Origin of the sequence: Nostocoides sp. F2B08 (assembly GCF_009184895.1) — a bacterium.
Lineage (GTDB): Bacteria > Actinomycetota > Actinomycetes > Actinomycetales > Dermatophilaceae > F2B08.
Window position 1 is genome coordinate 96,513 of sequence record NZ_WESE01000001.1, and the last position, 19,044, is coordinate 115,556.

Annotated in this window: 20 protein-coding genes; 1 reads left to right on the forward strand and 19 read right to left on the reverse strand. The window is 71.3% G+C overall.

Annotation, left to right across the window (positions count from 1 at the left end):
- Position 1: 1 nt before the first annotated feature.
- The 18 genes from dprA to GA707_RS00495 all read right to left on the reverse strand — a co-directional run bounded on the left by dprA (position 2) and on the right by GA707_RS00495 (position 17,191).
- Positions 2-1,126: a DNA-processing protein DprA gene (gene dprA, locus GA707_RS00410; RefSeq protein ID WP_152176460.1), complete on the reverse strand. Its 1,125-nt coding sequence runs from the start codon at positions 1,124-1,126 to the stop codon at positions 2-4.
- On the reverse strand, positions 1,123-2,661 hold the full coding sequence (locus GA707_RS00415) for a YifB family Mg chelatase-like AAA ATPase (RefSeq protein WP_152176461.1): 1,539 nt from the start codon (positions 2,659-2,661) through the stop codon (positions 1,123-1,125). The genes dprA and GA707_RS00415 overlap by 4 nt, the downstream gene beginning before the upstream one ends.
- Complete coding sequence (locus GA707_RS00420; protein WP_152176462.1) at positions 2,658-3,068, reverse strand: YraN family protein; 411 nt, start codon at positions 3,066-3,068, stop codon at positions 2,658-2,660. Before GA707_RS00420 ends, GA707_RS00415 begins: the two co-directional genes overlap by 4 nt.
- Positions 3,069-3,158: 90 nt before the next feature.
- Positions 3,159-3,473 (reverse strand): DUF2469 domain-containing protein, encoded by a 315-nt coding sequence (locus GA707_RS00425; protein WP_152176463.1) that lies wholly within the window; start codon positions 3,471-3,473, stop codon positions 3,159-3,161.
- Positions 3,474-3,485: 12 nt separating this feature from the next.
- Entirely contained in the window at positions 3,486-4,238 is a 753-nt protein-coding gene (locus GA707_RS00430) for a ribonuclease HII (RefSeq protein WP_152176464.1), read from the reverse strand.
- Positions 4,239-4,249: 11 nt separating this feature from the next.
- Positions 4,250-5,023, reverse strand: a complete 774-nt coding sequence (gene lepB / locus GA707_RS00435; RefSeq protein WP_226963427.1) for a signal peptidase I — start codon at positions 5,021-5,023, stop codon at positions 4,250-4,252.
- Positions 5,020-5,988: a signal peptidase I gene (lepB, locus tag GA707_RS00440; protein WP_152176465.1), complete on the reverse strand. Its 969-nt coding sequence runs from the start codon at positions 5,986-5,988 to the stop codon at positions 5,020-5,022. The genes lepB (GA707_RS00435) and lepB (GA707_RS00440) overlap by 4 nt, the downstream gene beginning before the upstream one ends.
- The gene (gene rplS, locus GA707_RS00445) at positions 5,897-6,253 is read right to left on the reverse strand and encodes a 50S ribosomal protein L19 (RefSeq protein WP_152176466.1); all 357 of its coding nucleotides are present in this window, start codon (positions 6,251-6,253) and stop codon (positions 5,897-5,899) included. The genes lepB (GA707_RS00440) and rplS overlap by 92 nt, the downstream gene beginning before the upstream one ends.
- 207 nt (positions 6,254-6,460) lie before the next feature.
- Positions 6,461-7,663 (reverse strand): tRNA (guanosine(37)-N1)-methyltransferase TrmD, encoded by a 1,203-nt coding sequence (gene trmD / locus GA707_RS00450; protein ID WP_152176467.1) that lies wholly within the window; start codon positions 7,661-7,663, stop codon positions 6,461-6,463.
- A 3-nt stretch (positions 7,664-7,666) separates the two neighbouring features.
- Positions 7,667-8,221: a ribosome maturation factor RimM gene (gene rimM, locus GA707_RS00455; protein ID WP_152176468.1), complete on the reverse strand. Its 555-nt coding sequence runs from the start codon at positions 8,219-8,221 to the stop codon at positions 7,667-7,669.
- A 263-nt stretch (positions 8,222-8,484) separates the two neighbouring features.
- Positions 8,485-8,730 carry an RNA-binding protein gene (locus tag GA707_RS00460; protein ID WP_152176469.1) on the reverse strand — a complete coding sequence of 82 codons (246 nt, stop codon included), beginning with the start codon at positions 8,728-8,730 and terminating at the stop codon, positions 8,485-8,487.
- 5 nt (positions 8,731-8,735) lie between these two features.
- On the reverse strand, positions 8,736-9,326 hold the full coding sequence (gene rpsP / locus GA707_RS00465) for a 30S ribosomal protein S16 (protein ID WP_152176470.1): 591 nt from the start codon (positions 9,324-9,326) through the stop codon (positions 8,736-8,738).
- Positions 9,327-9,532: 206 nt separating this feature from the next.
- Positions 9,533-10,618 (reverse strand): amidohydrolase family protein, encoded by a 1,086-nt coding sequence (locus GA707_RS00470; RefSeq protein WP_152176471.1) that lies wholly within the window; start codon positions 10,616-10,618, stop codon positions 9,533-9,535.
- Positions 10,619-10,627: 9 nt separating this feature from the next.
- Positions 10,628-11,422: an alpha/beta fold hydrolase gene (locus GA707_RS00475; RefSeq protein ID WP_152176472.1), complete on the reverse strand. Its 795-nt coding sequence runs from the start codon at positions 11,420-11,422 to the stop codon at positions 10,628-10,630.
- Between the two features lie 14 nt (positions 11,423-11,436).
- Positions 11,437-13,065, reverse strand: a complete 1,629-nt coding sequence (ffh, locus tag GA707_RS00480) for a signal recognition particle protein (RefSeq protein ID WP_152176473.1) — start codon at positions 13,063-13,065, stop codon at positions 11,437-11,439.
- Positions 13,066-13,147: 82 nt separating this feature from the next.
- Positions 13,148-15,523 carry a [protein-PII] uridylyltransferase gene (locus GA707_RS00485; protein WP_152176474.1) on the reverse strand — a complete coding sequence of 792 codons (2,376 nt, stop codon included), beginning with the start codon at positions 15,521-15,523 and terminating at the stop codon, positions 13,148-13,150.
- Position 15,524: 1 nt separating this feature from the next.
- Positions 15,525-15,863: a P-II family nitrogen regulator gene (locus GA707_RS00490; RefSeq protein WP_152176475.1), complete on the reverse strand. Its 339-nt coding sequence runs from the start codon at positions 15,861-15,863 to the stop codon at positions 15,525-15,527.
- Entirely contained in the window at positions 15,860-17,191 is a 1,332-nt protein-coding gene (locus GA707_RS00495; RefSeq protein ID WP_152176476.1) for an ammonium transporter, read from the reverse strand. Before GA707_RS00495 ends, GA707_RS00490 begins: the two co-directional genes overlap by 4 nt.
- Positions 17,192-17,377: 186 nt before the next feature.
- Between GA707_RS00495 and GA707_RS00500 the strand changes: the two genes are divergently transcribed.
- Entirely contained in the window at positions 17,378-17,818 is a 441-nt protein-coding gene (locus GA707_RS00500; protein WP_152176477.1) for a thiol-disulfide oxidoreductase DCC family protein, read from the forward strand.
- Positions 17,819-17,853: 35 nt separating this feature from the next.
- Here the strand turns inward: GA707_RS00500 and ftsY are convergent, their stop codons facing one another.
- Complete coding sequence (ftsY, locus tag GA707_RS00505) at positions 17,854-19,032, reverse strand: signal recognition particle-docking protein FtsY (protein WP_152177000.1); 1,179 nt, start codon at positions 19,030-19,032, stop codon at positions 17,854-17,856.
- Positions 19,033-19,044: the final 12 nt, after the last annotated feature.

Here is a 19,044-nt window from a genome sequence, read left to right on the forward strand (position 1 = left end):
ATCAACGACCCCGTCGCGTGTCGGCCGGGGCCTTCCGCCAGCCGTCCAGTCCATCACTGACCGCGTCACCGCGCGCAGAAAGGATCCCCAGGGCGGCGCGCACCGTCATCGGGTCCAGACCGGATGCGGCCGCGAGGGCGGCCACGTCGGCATACTTCCGCAGCGGCAGCAGCTCGAAGATGACACGCTCGTCAGGCTCCAAGTCGTCCAGCGCGCGACGCTCGCCTCGTTTGACCGGGGCGAGGTCGAACCCCATCCGGCCGACGAGCTCGGCGACCTCGGCTGCATCCGTGACCAGCTCGGCGCCTCGTTCCCGCACGAAGAAGTGGCACCCGGCGCTCTGCATCGAGGTGACCGGCCCCGGAACCACCGCGACGGGACGGTTGATCGTCTGCGCGTGTCCGGCCGTGTTGAGCGACCCGGAGCGTAAGGATGCCTCAACGACCACGGTCCCGCAGCCGAGCGCCGCGATCAGACGGTTGCGGCCGAGGAACCGGCTGCCGATCGGGGCGGTGCCCGGCGGTTGCTCGGTGACGATCGCTCCGGTCCTGGTGATCTCACCGAGGAGGGTGCTGTGACTGGCCGGGTAGAGCCGGTCGATTCCTCCCGCCATCACGGCCACCGTGGCGCCGTCGACGGCGAGCGCTCCACGGTGCGCCGCTGCGTCGATGCCGAAGGCGCCACCGGAGATGATGGCGAAGCCGCGCTCGCACAGTCCCGCCGCCAGGTCGGCCGCCACCTGGCTGCCGTACGAGGTCGCGCTCCGCGCTCCGACGAGCGCGATGCTCCGCTCGGTGGCCTCGCCGACGTCGATGGGCCCGCGAACCCAGAGACACAGCGGCGGCACCGGGAGGTCCGAGAGCTGACGTGGCCACTCGGCGTCGGCGGGGATGACGACCCTGGCGCCGAGCCGCTCCGCCTTTCGAACGTCCTCCTCGACGGTGCGGGCATCGAACCGCGAGGGCGTCACGCCGGTGAGGGTCAGGGTGCCGCCCCGGAGCCGCTCCAGCGTCTCGGCCGCTCCGAACCGCGCAACCGCGTCGCGCAGAGACTCCAGTCCGGGCTCGCCCAGCCGACTGAGAGCGACGCGGGCGGTGCGCTCGTCGAGGGCGCCGATCCGGATCATGCCGCCACCGGTCCGCGGCCACGCAAGCCCAACGCCACGCCGATGTCCTCCCGCCGGGGCGAGCTCTCGCCACGGAGATCCGCCAAGGTCCAGGCCAGTCGCAGGCATCGGTCGAAACCGCGCAGGGTGAGCCAGCCACGGTCGATCGCCCGATGCAGGTCGGTCAGGCGTTCGGCTGGAAGGGCGAGCGGCCCACGCCGCAACAACCGACCGGGGACCCACGCGTTGAGGGTGTAGCCGTGCGCGGACCATCTCGCCCGCTGTAGCTCGCGCGCGTGGGCGACGCGCTCCTTGACCACAGCCGAGCTCTCCCCGACGGTGCCGGTCAGCGTTGCGAGACTGACGGGGGCCACCTGGATCTGCAGGTCGATGCGATCCGCCAGTGGGCCCCCGATGCGGCCCAGGTAGGTCCGGACCTCGCGCGGCTGGCACCGGCACTGCAGTCCCTTGCCGAACGCCATTCCGCACGGGCACGGGTTGGCCGCGAGGACGAGCTGGAAGCGGGCGGGGAAGGTCACGCTCTCCCGGGCCCGCGCGACCACGACCCGTCCGGACTCGAGCGGCTGCCGGAGCGACTGGAGGACGTCCTTGCGGAACTCGGGGGCCTCGTCCAAGAACAGGACCCCCCGATCGGCCCGCGACACCGCGCCCGGGCGCAGGTTCGCCCCACCGCCTCCACCGACGATCGCGGCCATCGAGGCGCTGTGGTGAGGAGCCACGAAGGGCGGCGTGATGTCGAGAGCGGTCTCCGGCCCGATCTCGCCGAGCACGGAACGCACCGACATGACACCGAGCGCCTCGTCCCGACCGAGCGTCGGCAGGATCGTGACCAGACGCTCGGCGAGCATCGTCTTGCCCGCGCCGGGCGGCCCGCTCAACATCAGATGGTGCCCGCCGGCCGCGGCGATCTCCAGGGCTAGTCTCGCCATGTCCTGTCCGACGACATCGGCGAGGTCGCCGTGGCCGCGACTGCACACGCTCGCCTCCCCTCCGGAGCCGTCGAGCGGGAGCCGATCGACCGGAGTGCAGCGGTAGGTCTCGACGAGGTCGGCGAGCGTCGCGAACGAATGGACGGCGATGTTCTGGACGAGCCCGGCCTCCGCGGCGTTGCCGGGTGGAACCACGACGCGCTCCGCTCCGGCTGCGGCCGCCGCCGCCACAGCCGGGAGAACGCCGGGCACGGGGCGGATGGTGCCGTCCAGACCGAGCTCACCGAGGTGCACCGTCGCCGCGGTGGTCGCGGCAGGGATGACGTTCTGCGCCGCCAGCACGGCGCAGGCGATCGGCAGGTCGAAGCCGCTGCCCCGCTTAGGAAGTGCGGACGGTGAGAGGTTGACGGTGATTCGGTCGCTCGGCAGGGGGTGTCCGGCCACGATGGCGGCCGCTCGGACCCGGCTCGGCGACTGCGCGCACGCCGCGTCGGGCAGGCCACTGATCGTGAACGCCGGCAGGCCTGGGGCTACGTGTGCCTCGACGTTGACGACCGTCCCGACCAGACCGGTGATGCCGACGGACAGGGTCGACCCGAGCTTCATGCCCCCACCCCCGTGATGTGCCGCACCTGGATCGGCTGTCCGCGGCGGATGAGCACACCGACGACGTCGATGCGTAGGCCGGACGCGGCCACCGCGGGGTTCTGCCGGAGCCACTGAGCCAGGAGCCTGCGCAGTCGCTGCTGCTTCACGGACGTCACCGCCTCGACCGGGTCCCCGAACCCGACGCCGCGGCGCGTCTTGACCTCGACCGCGACGACGACACCGTCCGGCTCGACGACGACGAGGTCGAGCTCGCCCTCGAGGCATCTCCAGTTGCGCGCGAGGACCCGCGCGCCCCGCTCGGTGAGGTAGCGAGCCGCCAGTGCCTCACCCACATCTCCCAACGACCTGCGGTCGTCCACGAGACCTGTGCCGTGCCCTGACGAGTCCTGCCCCGACGACTTCATGGCTCAAGCCTCGGTCGCCCACCCGGACCGCACCAGGCCGCTCGAACCCGTTGTGGACGACGCGCCCGAGTCCAAGGCGCGATGGGGAGATCAGAAGCCCGGCTTGGGCACCTCGAGGTCGGGCTGGGCGAGCTCCTCGACATTGACGTCCTTGAACGTCACCACTCTGACCTGCTTCGCGAAACGGGCCGGACGGTAGATGTCCCACACCCACGCGTCGTGCATCGTCACGTCGAAGTAGACCTCGGACCCCTCACCGCAGACCTTCACGTCCACCGAGTTGCACAGATAGAACCGCCGCTCCGTCTCCACGACATGGCTGAACAGGCCGACGACATCGCGGTACTCGCGATAGAGCGCGAGCTCCATCTCGGTCTCGTACTTCTCGAGGTCCTCCGAGCTCATGGCACTGTCCTATCACGCACCCTGGCCGATTCCGTCCTCGACGACGTCCGCAGACCCGTCGCCGAGCTCATCCCGACATCCGGGGATGTTCCACGACCGGCGGTGGTACTCCGTGGGTCCGAGTCGCCGCAGCGCCTCGAGGTGCTCAGGCGCCGCATACCCCTTGTTGTCCAGCCAGCCGTAGTCGGGGTGGTCCGCCGCCCGGTCGACGACCAAGCGGTCCCTGGCGACCTTGGCGAGCACCGAGGCCGCAGCGACCGAGGAGCAGCGCATGTCCGCCTTGATCATCGTGCGCACCGGCGGGGTGGACGCGCCCTCGTTGCCCTCGGCGAAGGCGAGCAGGCCGACCTCATCGGGGGAGGTCAGCCAGTCGTGGTTGCCGTCGAGGATCACGAGGTCGGGGACCGTTCCGAGCTGGGCGAGGGCGCGTCGGCCGGCCAGGCGCAGGCCGCCCATGATCCCGACGCTGTCGATCTCGTGGGGACTCGCGTGCCCGACGCCCCACGCAATGCACCACCGCTCGATCCGAGGCACCATCCGCTCCCGGGCCGACGGGGTGAGCAGTTTGCTGTCCTTGACCCCGGTGGGCGCGCTCCGGCAGCCCTCGTCGATGACGACGACTCCCACCGTCACCGGTCCGGCAAGGGCGCCGCGGCCGACCTCGTCCATACCTGCCAGCACCGGATACCCCTCACGCTGGAGCAGCCGCTCCGTGCGCAGGGACGGCTTGCGAGAGGTGACGACGGCACGGCGGCGAGGTGGCATGGAAGGGCGGCTCACGGTGCGGGGACGGCGGCGAAGACCTCAGGGTATGCCGGCAGCGTGCCGATCCGGCCGATCGGCCAGACCGTGACGATGCCGCGTCCGACGACGTTGTCCAGGGGCACCGAGCCCTCGCTCCCGTCACCGTCGAGAGGGTGGTAGCGCGAGTCCTGGGAGTCGGAGCGGTGGTCGCCCATGACCCACACCGAGTCCGGCGGCACGGTGATGTCGAAGCTGAGGCTCGATGGGTCGTCCCCCGGATAGACATACGGCTCCTCGATCGGAGAGCCGTTGACGGTGAGGCGCTGCTCGGCGTCGCAGCACACGACGCGGTCGCCGCCCACGCCGATGACCCGCTTGATGAGGTGCTCGTCGGCCGGGTCAGGAAGGAGGCCGACGAAGGTCAGGGCCTGCTCGACGACACCGACCGGGTCGGTGCCCTCGGGTCGGCTGATCTTGGGAAGCCAGCCCCCAGGGTCGCGGAAGACGACGACATCGCCGCGGTGGATACCGTCGAGCTGCTTGTGGAGCTTGCTGACGATGACCCGGTCTCCCACCTGCAGCGTGTCCTCCATAGATCCCGACGGGATGAAGAACGCCTGGGCCACCCAGGTCTTGACGACGAGGGAGAGGACCATCGCCATCACGACGATGATCACGGTCTCGCGCACCGCGCCGAGCACCGAGCGCAGGAACCCGCGGGGCCGGGGTGGCGCCGGGCGCTGAGCCACGTGCCCGCCTCCGGTGCCCGAGTCCCTCGGGAGCGCCCTCGGCGGGGTGTCCGTCACGGCGGGGGCTCCTTCGGTCCGGTGTGCAGGGTAGGTCCGGTGTGGGGGGTAGGTTCGGTGTGGGGGGTAGGTTCGGTGGAGACTGCGATCGTGCTCACGGTCCGTGGATCGGTCGCGGGAGAACGTACGGCAGTATCCCCCATCCGGCTGACAACCCGCGCACCTGACCGGCCGGACGCGTGCAGTGGCGGCGACGTCACGGTCACAGCGGTCGGGTCGCCCCACCTCTGCCTCGGCCAGTACCGCCAGACGACCTCCCCCACCGCCTCGTCGGCCCGCAGCATCCCCCCACCGGGACGGCCGAGCGCCGAGCGAGAGTCGGCACTGTCGCCCCGGTTGTCACCGAGCACCCAGTAACGGTCCTCCGGCACCGTGACGTCGAAAGTCACCTGGTCCGTCGGCCCGGTCACGTACGGCTCGTCGAGCGGCCTGCCGTCGACGGTGATCCTGCCCTCTCCGTCGCAGCAGGCCACCCGGTCCCCGGGGACACCGACGACCCGCTTGACGTATGCGCTGCTCCCGTCGGTTCCGAAGAGTCGCGACAGTGCACCACCGGTTTCGCCGGCTGAGTCACCGCCGGGAGCGAGCAACCGAGACCCGTCGAGGACGACGACGTCGCCACGCTCGATGGCCGCCGTCCTCAGGACGAGCAGGCGGTCGCCGGGCTCGAGTCCGGGACGCATCGAGTCCGACGTGACGACGACCGTGTCGAGGACGAACAGCCGCGCGAGCAGGAGGGCGACGACGGCGACCCCCACCGCCAGCAGGATCGTCCTGCGTGACGAGTGGGGGTCGTCGTGTCGTGACTGGCTTCTCGCCGGCACGTCGTCGGCCGGGACGTGGTCGATCGTCGGGGGCGCGACCGGGAAGGCGTCAGTTCGCGGGGGTCTCGCGCTTCTCCTTGATCTTCGCCTTCTTCCCGCGCAGGCCGCGCAGGTAGTACAGCTTGGCGCGACGGACGTCACCGCGGGTGACGACCTCGATCTTCTCGACGATCGGGGTGTGGAGTGGGAAGGTCCGCTCGACGCCGACCCCGAAGGAGATCTTGCGGACGGTGAAGGTCTCGCCGACCCCCCCGCCGTGGCGACGGATGACGACGCCCTGGAACACCTGGACGCGGGAGCGGTTGCCCTCGACGACCTTCACGTGCACCTTGACGGTGTCACCGGCGCGGAAGTCGGGGATGTCGTCTCGCATCGACGCCTTGTCGAGCTCGTCGAAACGCTGCATGGCTGCTTCGCATTCTGCACATGCCACAGGTCAGGTGCGGGTCGTTCGTGATGATTGGAGTCGTTCTCGAGCCGGCCGCGCTCTCGTCACGCTCACGGCGTGACCCATGAGCTCCCCCTGTGGCAGGGGCCAGGTCATCTCGAGTCCAAAGGTCCATGGTGCCAGAACCACCGCATACCGCGAAATCACGGGCGCGGTCCCGTCCCGTCAGCGCCTGACCGGCTTGCGCAGATCGACGGTGGTCGGGTGCACCTCGCTCTCGCCGGGGATCACGCGGTATCCGGCCCTCCGGTACATCCGCAGGTTGCGGTCGCGGGAGCGGCCGGTGTTGAGCCAGAACTCGGTGACGTCCTCGGGCGCCTGCGCCTCGGCCCACGCGAGCAGCTCCCGGCCCAGCCCACGACCCTGCAGGTCGGGAGCGACCATGAGGCGCCCGATCCACCAGCGGTGCGGCTCGTCGGGCTTGCGCCGGGCGCGGACCGAGCCGACCAGTCGGCCCCCGGACCGGACCACCCACGTCGACCAGTCCCGCAGCGCGGCGACGTGCTGGTCGAGTGACTCGACCGGACCCTCCCACTCTCCCGCCGAGGCGGCGACCTCCTCCACCCAGCAGGCCCGCGTGAGCACCATGAGCTCGGGCGCGTCGGCGGGTGTGGCCGCGCGGATCCCGAGCTCGCCGAACCCGCGCATCTCGGCCGACCCATGCACGAGGTCGGGCCGACGTCGCGCGGTCCTCGAGACGCGCTGCTCGTGACGCCAGCGCGCGATCGCGGCATGGTCACCGGAGAGCAGGACGGGCGGCACGTCGCGCACGACCGAACCGTCGTGCCACGAGGAGGGCTTGGTGTACACGGGATACTCGAGCAGGCCGTCCTCGTGCGACTCCTCGACGAGGCTCTCGGGGTTGCCGACGACGCCGGGCACGAGCCGGCCGACGGCCTCGACCATCGCGAGGACGGCCACCTCTCCACCGTTGAGCACGTAGTCGCCGAGCGAGACGACGTCGACCTGCCAGCCGAGCGTGTCGGCCGCGTAGGCGTAGACCCGTTCGTCGATCCCCTCATAGCGCCCGCATGCGAAAGCGAGCCATTCCTCCTGCGCCAGCTCACGCGCCAGCGCCTGGTCCAGTCGCCGACCGGAGGGGCCGGGCACGATGAGTCTCGGCCGCATACCGCCCGGCCCGGAGCCGGCGAGTGAGTCCAGCGCCTCCTTCCACGGCTGCGGCTTCATGACCATCCCGGCACCGCCCCCGAACGGGGTGTCGTCGACGGTGCGGTGCCGGTCGTGGGTGAAGTCGCGCAGGTCGTGCACGCGCACGTCGAGCAGCGCGTCGCGCCGTGCCTTCCCGATGAGCGAGAGGTCGAGCGGCGCGAGGTAGTCGGGGAAGATCGTGACGACGTCGATGCGCACGCGTCACTCCCGAGCGAGGTCGAGCAGCCCGGGCGGCGCGTCGATGACGAGACGACCCCCCTCGATGTCCACCTCGGTCACGATCGCTGAGACGAACGGCACCATGGCCTCGAGGCCGTCCTCGAGGCGGACGACGAGCAGGTCCTGCGCCGTGCCGGTCAGCAGCCCGCTCACCTCGCCCAGTCGGTCCCCCTCTGGGTCGACCGCGGCCAGCCCGACGAGCTCGTCCTCGTACCAGGCCTCTTCGTCGCCGTCGTCGCTGTCGCCCTCGGGGGCCGGGTCGGCGAGGAGCAGGCGGGTCCCCCGAAGTCCCTCGGCGCCGGTGCGGTCCGGGATCTCCTCGAACCCGAGCAGCCAGGTGTCGCGGTGCAGACGCGCCGAGGCCAGCGTCAGACGGCCCGGCACACCGGACCCCGTCGCAGCCTCGGTGGCGAACACCGTCGCGGGGGTGAAACGAGCCTCCGGGTCGTCGGTGTGCACCTGCACGGTCACCTCGCCGCGCAGTCCGTGCGGCTTGCCGATGCGGGCCACGAGTCGGTCAGTGCTCACGTCGTCCATCCTTGCGTATGCGGTGGTCGGGTCACTCCTTTCTCTCCCCCGGAGAGAAGGGCGGCTTACGGAGACAACCCTTCTTGCCCCAACCGCGAGTTTCCCGGGTGAAGCCGCTCGACGTCAGGACACCGAGGCTTCCGGTGACGACGACGGCGGGCATGCGTGTCGCATACCCGCCGTCGTGTGAATCGGAGCCGAACAAGCCGGTCAACGGACCCGGTCGTGCTGGTTACCGGCTCCGGGTCGCCGCCAACCGCAGGTGCGGTCGGTCAGCGGACCCGGTCGGTGTCGACGATGTCGATCCGGACGTTCTTGCCGCCCGCGAGGGCACCCATGACGGTGCGCAGGGCGCTGGCCGTCCGGCCTGAGCGGCCGATGACGCGACCGAGGTCGTCGGGGTGCACCCGGACCTCGAGCAGCTCACCGCCTCGGCGCAGCTCCTTGTGTCGTACGACGACGTCGTCCTTGTGGTCGACGATGCCGGTCACGAGGTGCTCGAGTGCCTCTTCGAGCATGCGGATCAGGCCTTGTCCTCGGCGCCGGAGTCAGCGTCGGTGTTCGTGCCGTCAGCGGACGCGGCACCGGACTCGGTGTCAGCCGGCGTCGGCTCGGTGGCCGGCTCGTCGGCGACGGCGGCGACCTCGTCGGTTGCGGGGGTCTCCTCGGCCGGAGCCTCGACCTTCTCCTCCGCCTTCTTCTCGGTCTTCTTGGGAGCGGACTTCCTGCGGGCGGTGGTCGCGCCGCTGGAGTCCTCGGCGTCGGCCTTCGCGCCGGCGGCGGCAAGGGCTGCCTCGTAGAGCTCCTTCTTGCTCTTCTTCGGCTCCTTGACCTTGAGGGTGCCCTCGGCACCCGGCTCGCCCTTGAACTTCTGCCAGTCACCGGTGATCTTCAGCAGCGCGAGGACCGGCTCGGTCGGCTGCGCGCCGTTGCTCAGCCAGTACTGCGCCCGGTCGCTGTCGATGTCGATGAGCGACGGCTCCTCGGTCGGGTGGTACTTGCCGATCTCCTCGATGGCCCGGCCGTCACGCTTGGTGCGGCTGTCCATGACGACGACGCGGTAGAACGGGGTGCGGATCTTGCCCATCCGCTTGAGGCGAATCTTGACGGCCACGAGTGTGGTGTCTCCTTGTCATAGATACGAGGCACGGCGAGACCGGGTGGGGAACACGCGGGGAGCCGAGCCTCTGGGGTAGGCGCGCGCGACGACGACGAGAGGGGCCGTGCCGCACGGGTACGAGCGACCATTCTGCCAGAGTCGCTCCGATGCTCCGAACCGGCGCGGCGAGCCGTGGCAGGCCACCGACCTCAGGCACCGCCTCAGTCGACCATCCGCCCCCGCAGCACGATGGCGACCGGGTCGACGAGCACGCCGAGGTCCTCTCGGGGGTCGTCGCGTAGCACGACGACGTCGGCGGGGTCGCCCTCATCGAGACCAGGGCGACCCAGCCACTCCCGTGCCGCCCACGTGGCAGCACCGAGCGCCTCGACCCGCGACAGCCCGGCGGTCTCGAGCTCGCGCACCTCCTCGGCCACGAGGCCGTGGCGCAGCGAGCCACCCGCGTCGGTGCCCACATAGATCCGTATCCCCGCCTCGTGGGCGAGCCCGATCGTCTCGTGGCGCCGGGCATGCAGGTCCATCATTCGGCGGTGGTATGCGGGGTACCTCTCCTCTGCCGGCGCGGCGATCTGCGGGAAGGTCGCGATGTTGACCAACGTGGGCACGATCGTGATCCCGCGCCGGGCGAAGCTCTCGATCGTCTCGGGTTCGAGTCCCGTGGCGTGCTCGATGCAGTCGGTGCCGGCGGCGGCGAAGTCGTACAGCGACTCCTGCCCGAAGCAGTGCGCGGTCACCCGCGCCCCCTCCTCGTGCGCGGCCTGGATCGCCTCGCGCAGCACGTCGACGGGCCAGCACGGCATGAGATCACCGGCGTCGCGGTCGATCCAGTCGCCGACGAGCTTGACCCAGCCGTCACCCACGCGCGCCTCGGCGCGCACCCGCGAGACGAGCTGCTCGGGCTCGACCTCATGGGCGTAGTTGCGGATGTAGCGGCGGGTCCGGGCGATGTGTCGCCCTGCCCTGATGATCTTCGGGAGATCGTCGCGCTCGTCGATCCAGCGCGTGTCCGCCGGCGATCCGGCGTCGCGGATGAGGAGGGTCCCGTGGTCGCGGTCCTGCCGTGCCTGCGCCTCGGCCGTCTCCCGGTCCACCGCCCCGTGGGCGTCCAGTCCGACGTGGCAGTGCGCGTCGACGAGTCCCGGCACGACCCAACCCTCGAGGGACCGGACGTCATGTCGGCCCGGGGGCGGCGCATACGTGATCCGACCGTCGGCGACCCAGGCCTGGGCGCGCACGTCGTCTGGTCCGGCCAGGATCGGTCCGCGGAGATGGAGGACGTCGGGCATACCCCGAACCTAGAGGATGAACCTCCGCAGGGCGCCGATGACGATGTCGGGAGCCTCGGTGTGCACCCAGTGCCCGGCCCCCTTGACCGTGACCTGCCGCACGAGGGGGAACAGCGCCCGCATCGGCTCGACGTCCACCTCGGTCACGTAGTCGGAGTCCGCACCGACGAGCCAGAGCACCGGGTGTGGGAACGGGTCGGCGCGCTCGACCGACCACCCGCCCATCAGACCTGCTACGCCAGCTTCGATGTCGCGCGCGACGAGGTCGAGGTTGGTCTGCCAGCGCCAGGTGTCGCCGTCGCGGCGGAGGTTCTGCAGCAGGAAGGCCTTGACCCCGGGGTTGGACTCCTGGAACAGCTCCTCTGCGTCGGAGCGCGAGCCGATCTCGGCGAGTGGCAGGCGCTGCATCTCCTCGACGTACTTCGAGAACCGCCCCATCCCGCCGTAGTCCCGCGGCGCCACATCGACGACGCACAGCCGCTCGATGAGGTCCGGGCGATCGAGCGCCGCGACCATCGCCGTCTTGCCGCCGAGCGAGTGCCCGACGACCGTCCACCGCTCCCCCGGCGCCTCCGCCTCCAGCGTCTCGACGACGGCGTCCGCATAGTCGTGGAAGGAGAACTCCTCCGTCCACGGCGAGCGCCCGTGGTTGGGGAGGTCGACGAGGAGGGCCCGCGTCTCCTCGCCGTCGGTGCCGCTGACCGCCTTGGCGATCTGCATCCAGTTGCGGCCCTGGCCGAACAGCCCGTGGAGGTATGCGACGCGCGGCCCCGCGGACCCGGTCGCCAGGGTGAACAGGGACATCGGCGCCGGACCCGTCAGCCCTTGCCGCCGCCGAGGAACTTCTCGAACCCGGCGGGCAGCTGACCCGGGTCGAGCGAGGAGAGGTCGGGCGCGTCCTGGCCGCCGAACGCGGCCCCGGATCCGAACGCACCGGCTCCGGCTCCCGCGCTGCGCTCGCGCGCCGCGCGCTCCTCGGCTGCGCGCTTCGCCGGGTTGCCCGACTTGCCCTTCTTGCGCGGCTGCTGCTGACGGCCCTTGCCGCGCTTCCCGCCGCCACCGCCCATGCCCGCCATCCCCGGCATGCCCGGGATGCTCCCGCCACGGGCGAGCGACTTCATCATCTTCTGGGCCTCGCCGAACCGCTCGAGGAGCTGGTTGACCTCCGAGACGGTGACTCCGGAGCCCTTCGCGATCCGCGCCCGCCGGGAACCGTTGATCTGCTTGGGATGGTTGCGCTCGAACGGTGTCATCGAGCGGACCATGGCCTCGACCCGGTCGAACTCGCGCTCGTCGAAGGCGTCGATCTGGGCGGCCATCTGCCCCATGCCGGGCATCATCTTGAGCATCGACTTCAGCGAGCCCATCTTCTTGACCGCGGCCATCTGCTGGAGGAAGTCGTCGAAGGTGAAGTCCTCGGCCGCGAGGAACTTGCGCGACATCTCGTCGGCCTGAGCCTTGTCGAACGCGCGCTCGGCCTGTTCGATGAGGGTGAGGATGTCGCCCATGTCGAGGATCCGCGACGCCATCCGGTCGGGGTGGAAGACCTCGAAGTCCTTGACGTTCTCGCCGGTGCTGGCGAACATGATCGGCCGCCCGGTGACTCCGGCGACCGAGAGGGCCGCACCACCGCGGGCGTCGCCGTCGAGCTTGGAGAGGACGACTCCGGTGAAGTCGACGCCCTCGAGGAATGCCTCGGCCGTCTCGACGGCGGCCTGGCCGATCATCGCGTCGATGACGAAGAGGACCTCGTGGGGATCGATCGCGGTCCGGATGTCCGCGGCCTGCTGCATGAGGTCGGCGTCGACGGCGAGGCGACCGGCCGTGTCGACGATGACGACGTCGTGCTGGCGGTGCTCGGCCTCGCGCACGCCCGCGCGGGACACGGCGACGGGGTCGCCGAAGGAGCGTGTGCCCTCGCCGGTGGCACCGACGGCGTCGTGACCACCGATGTTGCCGCGCTCCGGGGCGAACACCGGGACACCGGCTCGCTCGCCGACGACCTCGAGCTGGGTGACCGCGTTCGGGCGCTGAAGGTCCGCGGCGACGAGGATCGGGGTGTGGCCCTGACCCTTGAGCCAGTACGCGAGCTTGCCGGCGAGGGTGGTCTTCCCTGAGCCCTGGAGGCCCGCCAGCATGATGACCGTCGGCCCCGCCTTGGCGAAGCGGATCGTGCGGGTCGACCCCCCGAGGATGCCGATGAGCTCCTCGTTGACGATCTTGATGACCTGCTGGGCCGGGTTGAGCGCGGCGGACACCTCCTCGCCCAGGGCGCGCTCGCGCACCTTGCCGGTGAACTCCTTGACGACGGGCAGCGCGACATCCGCATCGAGCAGGGCCATCCGGATGTCGCGGATCGTCTTGTTGACGTCGGACTCGGAGAGTCGGCCCTTGCCCCGCAGGTTCTTGAAGGTCGCGGTCAGGCGGTCGGAGAGGCTGGTGAACACCCCCATAGGCTAACCGCTGGCCCGGCGGGCCCCCGACTCGTCGGTCCCGGCCGGCACCGGCCTCCGGTCGGCACCCACGCCGTCAACGGCACGCTGCGGTGACGGCGTCGAGGAGGGCTTCGATCCCCGCCGATGACGTCGCCGCCGAACCGGCGGGGCGGACGAGCAGCAGGTCACGGGCCTGTCCCGCATAGGTGCGGACATCCGCGCTGCGGATCTCGAAACCGACCCGCGCGATCGCGTATCCGAGGTCCGCGAGCAGGCCCCGCCGGTCGGCGCACCGCACGTCGAGGACCACGCCGCCACGGCCGGGGTCGGGATGCGTCAGCACGACCGGGGCCGGTCGCTCCACGGCACGCGCGCGGCGGGGCGCGGGCCGCACCGGTGGTGAGCCGGCCGCGAGCCGCTGCAGGGCCCGCCGGACCCGGTCCAGGTCGGGTGGACCGCTCGGTGAGTCCACGTTCCACGTGTTGACGGCGACGTCGTCCACGGTCCGGATCACGGCCCCCCGCACGGTCAGCCCGCTCGACGCCAACGCGCTCGCGGTGTCCGCGAAGAGTCGGGCCCGGTCGGGTTCGACCACATCGATCCGGTACCCGCTGCCGTCGGGCTCGACGACGATCACGGGCTCCCCCGCCCGCACCTTGTCCGGGTCCGGCCCAGGGGCGGGGTATGCTGTGCTCGCCTCCGGCACGTCCCGCACCTGGGCGGGCACGGCCCGACCGAGCCGGGCGCGCAGGCCCGAGACGAGCGCCCGGAACAGCGCCTCGCGCTGGCTGGTCCACGACGTCGCCCCGGCGGCTCGCGCGTCGGCCTCGGAGAGCGCGACGAGGATCTCGGCGAGCTCGTGGTCTCCGGCGACCGCCGCATACGCCGCCTCGATCGTGTCCGGGTCGGTGGGGTCGCGGCGGGTCGCGAGGTCCATGAGGGTGAGGTGCTCGGCGACGGCCGCGGTCACGAGCCGGCGGTCCCCCTCCGGGTACCCCATCCTGCGCAGTACGGTCTCGGCGATGGGCACGCCCGCTGCCGAGTGGTCCTCGGCACCGGGGACCTTGCCGATGTCGTGCAGCAGGGCGGCCAGGAGGAGGAGATCGGGTCGGGCGACGGCGCGCATGAGCCGGCCGGCCTCGACGACGGTCTCGAGCAGATGCCGGTCCACGGTGTGCCGGTGGATCGGGCTGCGCTGCGGACGGCTGCGGACGGCCACCCACTCGGGCACCCACGAGGCGACGAGCCCGACCTGGTCCAGGCCCTCCCATACGGTGAGCAGGCCCTCGCCGGTCGCGAGCAGGTCGGCCCACAGCTCTCGCGCCTCGCGCGGCCACGGGTCGCCGAGGTCGTGGGGCATCCGCGACAGCGAACCCAGGGTCGCCGGCGAGATGGGCAGACCCGCCCGGGCCGCCGTGACGGCGCACCGGAGGGGGGTCGTGGGGTGCTGGACCAGACCCCGGGGTCCGGCGACCAGCTCGCCGTCGTTCTCGTAGGTGCCGTAGCCGAGGGGCGCCAGCTGGGGCCGGCGTGGCCCCACGCGAAGGGTGCGCGCCCGCTGGGCCTGGCCGGCCCGTCGGATGGTCGCGTCAAGGCCGTATGCGATGGTCCGGCCCGCAGCGGAGATCTCGGTGAGGAGCTGGTCCCGGTCGCTCATGCCGAGAAGCGCGGCGATGTCGTCGTGGACGTCGCGAGTCAGTCGGGAACGTCCGCGGCCGGTGGTCACGTGGACCGCGTCCCGGACGTCGAGGAGCAGGTCGGTCGCGTCGTCGAGGCGGCCGTGAGGCTGGTCGGCGAGCCAGGCGGTGACGAGCGCATGCACGACGTTGACGTCCCGCAGGCCACCACGGGACTCCTTCAGATCGGGCTCGAGGCTCTGCGCGAGGTCGTCGAAACGGGCGTGCCGGACCTGGAGCGCCTCGACGAGTGCGGGAAGCCGGGTCCTGGCGGCCTTGCGCCAGTCGTGGTGCAGCGACGCCCGCACGGACGCACTGATCTCGGGGTCCCCGGCGACGTGCGCGAGGTCGAGGAGGGCGATGGCCGCGGAGAGGTCCCCGCCGGCGACCTCGCGGCACTGGGCGAGCGTTCGGACACTGTGGTCCACCCGGATCCCGCTGTCCCAGAGCGGGTAGAGGATCCGCTCGGCGAGGGACTCGATGTCGCGGCTGGCCCGAGACCGGCCGTCGTGCAGGATGACGACGTCGACGTCGGAGCGGGGCCCGGCGTCGCCGCGGCCGATGCTGCCGAGGACGACGAGCGCCGCCCCGCTCGGCTCCGCCCCGTCAGTGGCCTCCGACCAGTGGCCTGCGAGCCAGCCGGTGAGGTACGAGCTGATCGCGACCCTGCGTCGAGCGCCTGCTCCGGGAGCGGCGAAGCCCTCGGCGAAACCCTCGGCACCGACGATCGCCTCGAGACCGGCAGGGCCCTCCCGGCCGGGGAGATCCCGGCCGGGAGGGTCCGTGCGGGTCACGTCAGATGGCAGCGACACCGCGCTCCCCGGTGCGGACCCGGGCGACCTCCTCGACGGGGACGACCCAGACCTTCCCGTCACCGATCCGGCCGGTGGAGGCGGCCTTGACGATGACGTCGACCACGGAGGTGGAGTCCATGTCCTCGACGAGCACCTCGACCCGCAGCTTCGGCACGAAGTCCACGGTGTACTCGGCACCTCGGTAGATCTCGCTGTGACCGCGCTGGCGGCCGTAGCCGGAGGCCTCGCTGACGGTCATCCCGGAGATTCCGTAGGCCTCCAGGGCCTCCTTGACCTCTTCGAGCTGGTGCGGCTTGATGACAGCGGTGACGAGCTTCATGCCCGAGCCTCCTCGCTGGTGGTGGTGGACGGGGCCGGGACCGACTCCCGCGTGGTGCCTGAGGCGGCCAGTCGCCCGCCGCCGGTGAAGTCGTAGGCCGACTCGGCGTGGACGCCCTGGTCGATACCGGCGACCTCGACGTCCTCGTCGACGCGCCAGCCCATGGTCACCTTGAGCAGGAGGGCGATGACCAGGGTCACGACACCGGAGAAGACGAGTGCGACGAGCGCGATGAGGATCTGGACGGCGAGCTGGGAGAAGTCGCCGCCGTAGAACAGACCGGTCTCGGTGGCGAGGAAGCCCAGGGCCACGGTGCCCCAGAGTCCCGAGACCAGGTGGACGCCGACGACGTCGAGCGAGTCGTCGTAGCCGAAGCGGTACTTCAGGCCCACGGCGAGGGCGGAGAGCGCACCGGCGATCAGGCCCAGCGGGATCGCACCGACCGGCGAGACTCCACCGGCGGCGGGCGTGATGGCGACCAGCCCGGCAACGATGCCGGAGGCGGCGCCGAGCGAGGTGGCGTGTCCGTCACGGAACCGCTCGACGAGGAGCCAGCCAAGCATGGCGGCCGCGGTGGCGGTCGTCGTGTTGACCCAGGCAAGACCGGCGACACCGTCGGCGGCGTAAGCCGAGCCGGCGTTGAAGCCGAACCAACCGAACCACAGCAGACCGGCTCCGGTCATGACCAGGGGCAGGTTGTGCGGCTTCATCCCGATCTTGCCGAAGCCCTTGCGAGCCCCGATGACGAGCGCCAGGACAAGGGCCGCCACACCGGCATTGATGTGCACGACCGTGCCGCCGGCGAAGTCGATCGGCGCGGCGATCGAGCCGAACGGACCCTCGTCGCTGAGGAGGCCCCCGCCCCAGACCATGTGCGCCATGGGGAAGTACGCGAAGGTGGCCCAGAGGCCGGCGAAGACCAGCCAGGTGCCGAACCGCGCCCGGTCGGCGATGGCGCCGCTGATGAGCGCGACGGTGATCATCGCGAAGGTGACCTGGAAGCCGACGTCGACGATCGTGGGCAGGCCGTCGGAGACGATGTAGTTCCCCGCGGAGTCGGTGATGGTGTCCGCGAGGCCGAAGTAGGTGAGGGGGTTGCCGACGATGCCGAGGATGCTCTCGCTGCTGTACGACATCGACCAGCCCCACAGGACGTAGATGACGCCGACGACGCCGAGGGCGCCGTAGGACATCATCATCATGTTGAGGACGGACTTGGAGCGGGCCATGCCGCCGTAGAAGAGGGCGAGACCGGGGGTCATCAGGAGCACCAGGGAGGCGCTCATGAGGATCCAGGCGGTCGTCCCCGTGTCAATTGCGTTTTCCATGGGTAGGACTCTGCGCCGGTCATGTTGCCGGGCGCTGCCCGCTGTGTGTCCGTCGTGTTACGCGTTCCCCGTCGATGTGACGGGTTCGTTGCATCCAGGGGCTGGTCCCACATCGTGGAAGCCTTCGGACCACGCGGCCGTCCGCAGCAGACGAGGGGGTCGTCGAACGCCGGGCGACAATGGGGTATGCGGTCCGCACCCACCCCCGACCCTCTCCTCGGCGCGGCGAACGGCCTCGCACCGCGCCCGGTTCTCGTCTACGACGGCGACTGCGGCATCTGCACGCGCTTCGCGCGGCTGAGCACGCGCCTGCGGCGCCACAGCGGCGACTACGCGGTCGCGCCGTGGCAGACCCTCGACCTCGCGGCACTGAGTCTGACCGAACAGCAGTGCGACGCGGCCGTGCAGTGGGTCGCCGCAGACGGGTCGGTGTTCTCGAGCCAGGACGCCATCGCCCGGTCCCTGCAGGCGGCACGCGCACCGGTACGGCCGATCGGCGCACTCATCCTGGCCCCCGGGGTCAACGCGCTCGCCGGACTGGTCTACCGCTGGGTCGCGGCCAACCGCAGCCGGCTCCCGGGTGGGACACCGGCCTGTTCGCTGCCGCCTGCGCAGCGGCCCGGCTAGAGCCGCCACAGCGAGGCAGAGCAGAGGCAAGTCCCTTACGCGAGGATCGCGTCGACGAAGGCCTCGGGGTCGAAGGGGGCGAGGTCGTCCGGGCCTTCACCCAGACCTACCAGCTTGACGGGCACGCCGAGCTTGCGCTGCACCGCCACGACGATGCCGCCCTTGGCGGTGCCGTCGAGCTTGGTGAGGACGATGCCGGTGATCCCCGCCACCTCCGCGAACACCTCGGCCTGGCGCATGCCGTTCTGGCCTGTCGTCGCGTCGAGGACGAGGAGGACCTCATCGATCGGGGACTGCTTCTCGATGACCCGCTTGACCTTGCCGAGCTCGTCCATGAGGCCGACCTTGTTGTGCAGGCGGCCTGCGGTGTCGATGATGACGGAGTCGGCCTCGAGCTCGCGGGCGGCCCGCACCGCGTCGAAGGCGACCGACGCCGGGTCGGCCCCGTCCTTGTCGGAACGGATCGTGGGGACCCCGACCCGGGCACCCCACGTCTCGAGCTGGTCCGCGGCTGCGGCCCGGAACGTGTCGGCGGCTCCGAGGACGACGTCCTTGTCCTCGGCGACGAGCACGCGCGCGAGCTTGCCGACGGTCGTCGTCTTGCCGGTGCCGTTGACGCCGACGACCATGATGACCGCCGGGCGCAGGTCCACCCGGCCGCTCGCCAGGCGACGGTCCATGGTCGGGTCGACGAGGGTCAACAGCTCCGAGCGCAGGATGGCCCGGGCCTCGTCCTCGGACCCGACGCCCTCGACCTTGACCCGCGTGCGGAGCCGGTCCACGAGCTCGGTGGTGGCCTCGACTCCGAGGTCGGCCTGCAGCAGGGTGTCCTCGACGTCCTCCCAGGCCTCCTCGTCGAGGCCGCCCCGCGAGAGCAGGGCCAGCAGGCCCCGGCCGAGGGCGGTGTTGGAACGGGCCAGCCTGGCGCGCAGGCGCTGCAACCGGCCGGCGGGAGCCTCGGGACGCTCCAGTGTGGGCGTCGGCTCGAGGTCCGGTGCGAGGACGTCCTCGGGCGCCTCGGGCTCGACCTCCACCGGTCTCTCCGCCGGCGGGGCCACCGTGTCGGTGTCCGCTACTCCGGGTGCCGGACGCAGGTCCGGCGCAGTCGTCGTCTCGGGCGCCTTCGTCTCAGCGGCTCCGCCGCGGCCGCGGAGCAGCCCGACGAGCAGCCCACCGAGCACGACGAGGAGGCCGACGGCGATCGCGATGTACATCCAGGCGGTGTC

Coding starts and splice junctions, on each gene's coding strand:
- rplS (WP_152176466.1), bottom strand. CDS start 6,253: ATGCAGCGTTTCGACGAGCTCGACAAGGCGTCGATGCGAGACGACATC.
- GA707_RS00500 (WP_152176477.1), top strand. CDS start 17,378: ATGCGGTCCGCACCCACCCCCGACCCTCTCCTCGGCGCGGCGAACGGC.
- rimM (WP_152176468.1), bottom strand. CDS start 8,221: ATGGACGACGTGAGCACTGACCGACTCGTGGCCCGCATCGGCAAGCCG.
- GA707_RS00490 (WP_152176475.1), bottom strand. CDS start 15,863: ATGAAGCTCGTCACCGCTGTCATCAAGCCGCACCAGCTCGAAGAGGTC.
- GA707_RS00415 (WP_152176461.1), bottom strand. CDS start 2,661: ATGAAGCTCGGGTCGACCCTGTCCGTCGGCATCACCGGTCTGGTCGGG.
- dprA (WP_152176460.1), bottom strand. CDS start 1,126: ATGATCCGGATCGGCGCCCTCGACGAGCGCACCGCCCGCGTCGCTCTC.
- GA707_RS00460 (WP_152176469.1), bottom strand. CDS start 8,730: ATGCTCGAAGAGGCACTCGAGCACCTCGTGACCGGCATCGTCGACCAC.
- ftsY (WP_152177000.1), bottom strand. CDS start 19,032: ATGTACATCGCGATCGCCGTCGGCCTCCTCGTCGTGCTCGGTGGGCTG.
- GA707_RS00425 (WP_152176463.1), bottom strand. CDS start 3,473: ATGAGCTCGGAGGACCTCGAGAAGTACGAGACCGAGATGGAGCTCGCG.
- GA707_RS00470 (WP_152176471.1), bottom strand. CDS start 10,618: ATGCCCGACGTCCTCCATCTCCGCGGACCGATCCTGGCCGGACCAGAC.
- GA707_RS00420 (WP_152176462.1), bottom strand. CDS start 3,068: ATGAAGTCGTCGGGGCAGGACTCGTCAGGGCACGGCACAGGTCTCGTG.
- GA707_RS00475 (WP_152176472.1), bottom strand. CDS start 11,422: ATGTCCCTGTTCACCCTGGCGACCGGGTCCGCGGGGCCGCGCGTCGCA.
- GA707_RS00430 (WP_152176464.1), bottom strand. CDS start 4,238: ATGCCACCTCGCCGCCGTGCCGTCGTCACCTCTCGCAAGCCGTCCCTG.
- GA707_RS00495 (WP_152176476.1), bottom strand. CDS start 17,191: ATGGAAAACGCAATTGACACGGGGACGACCGCCTGGATCCTCATGAGC.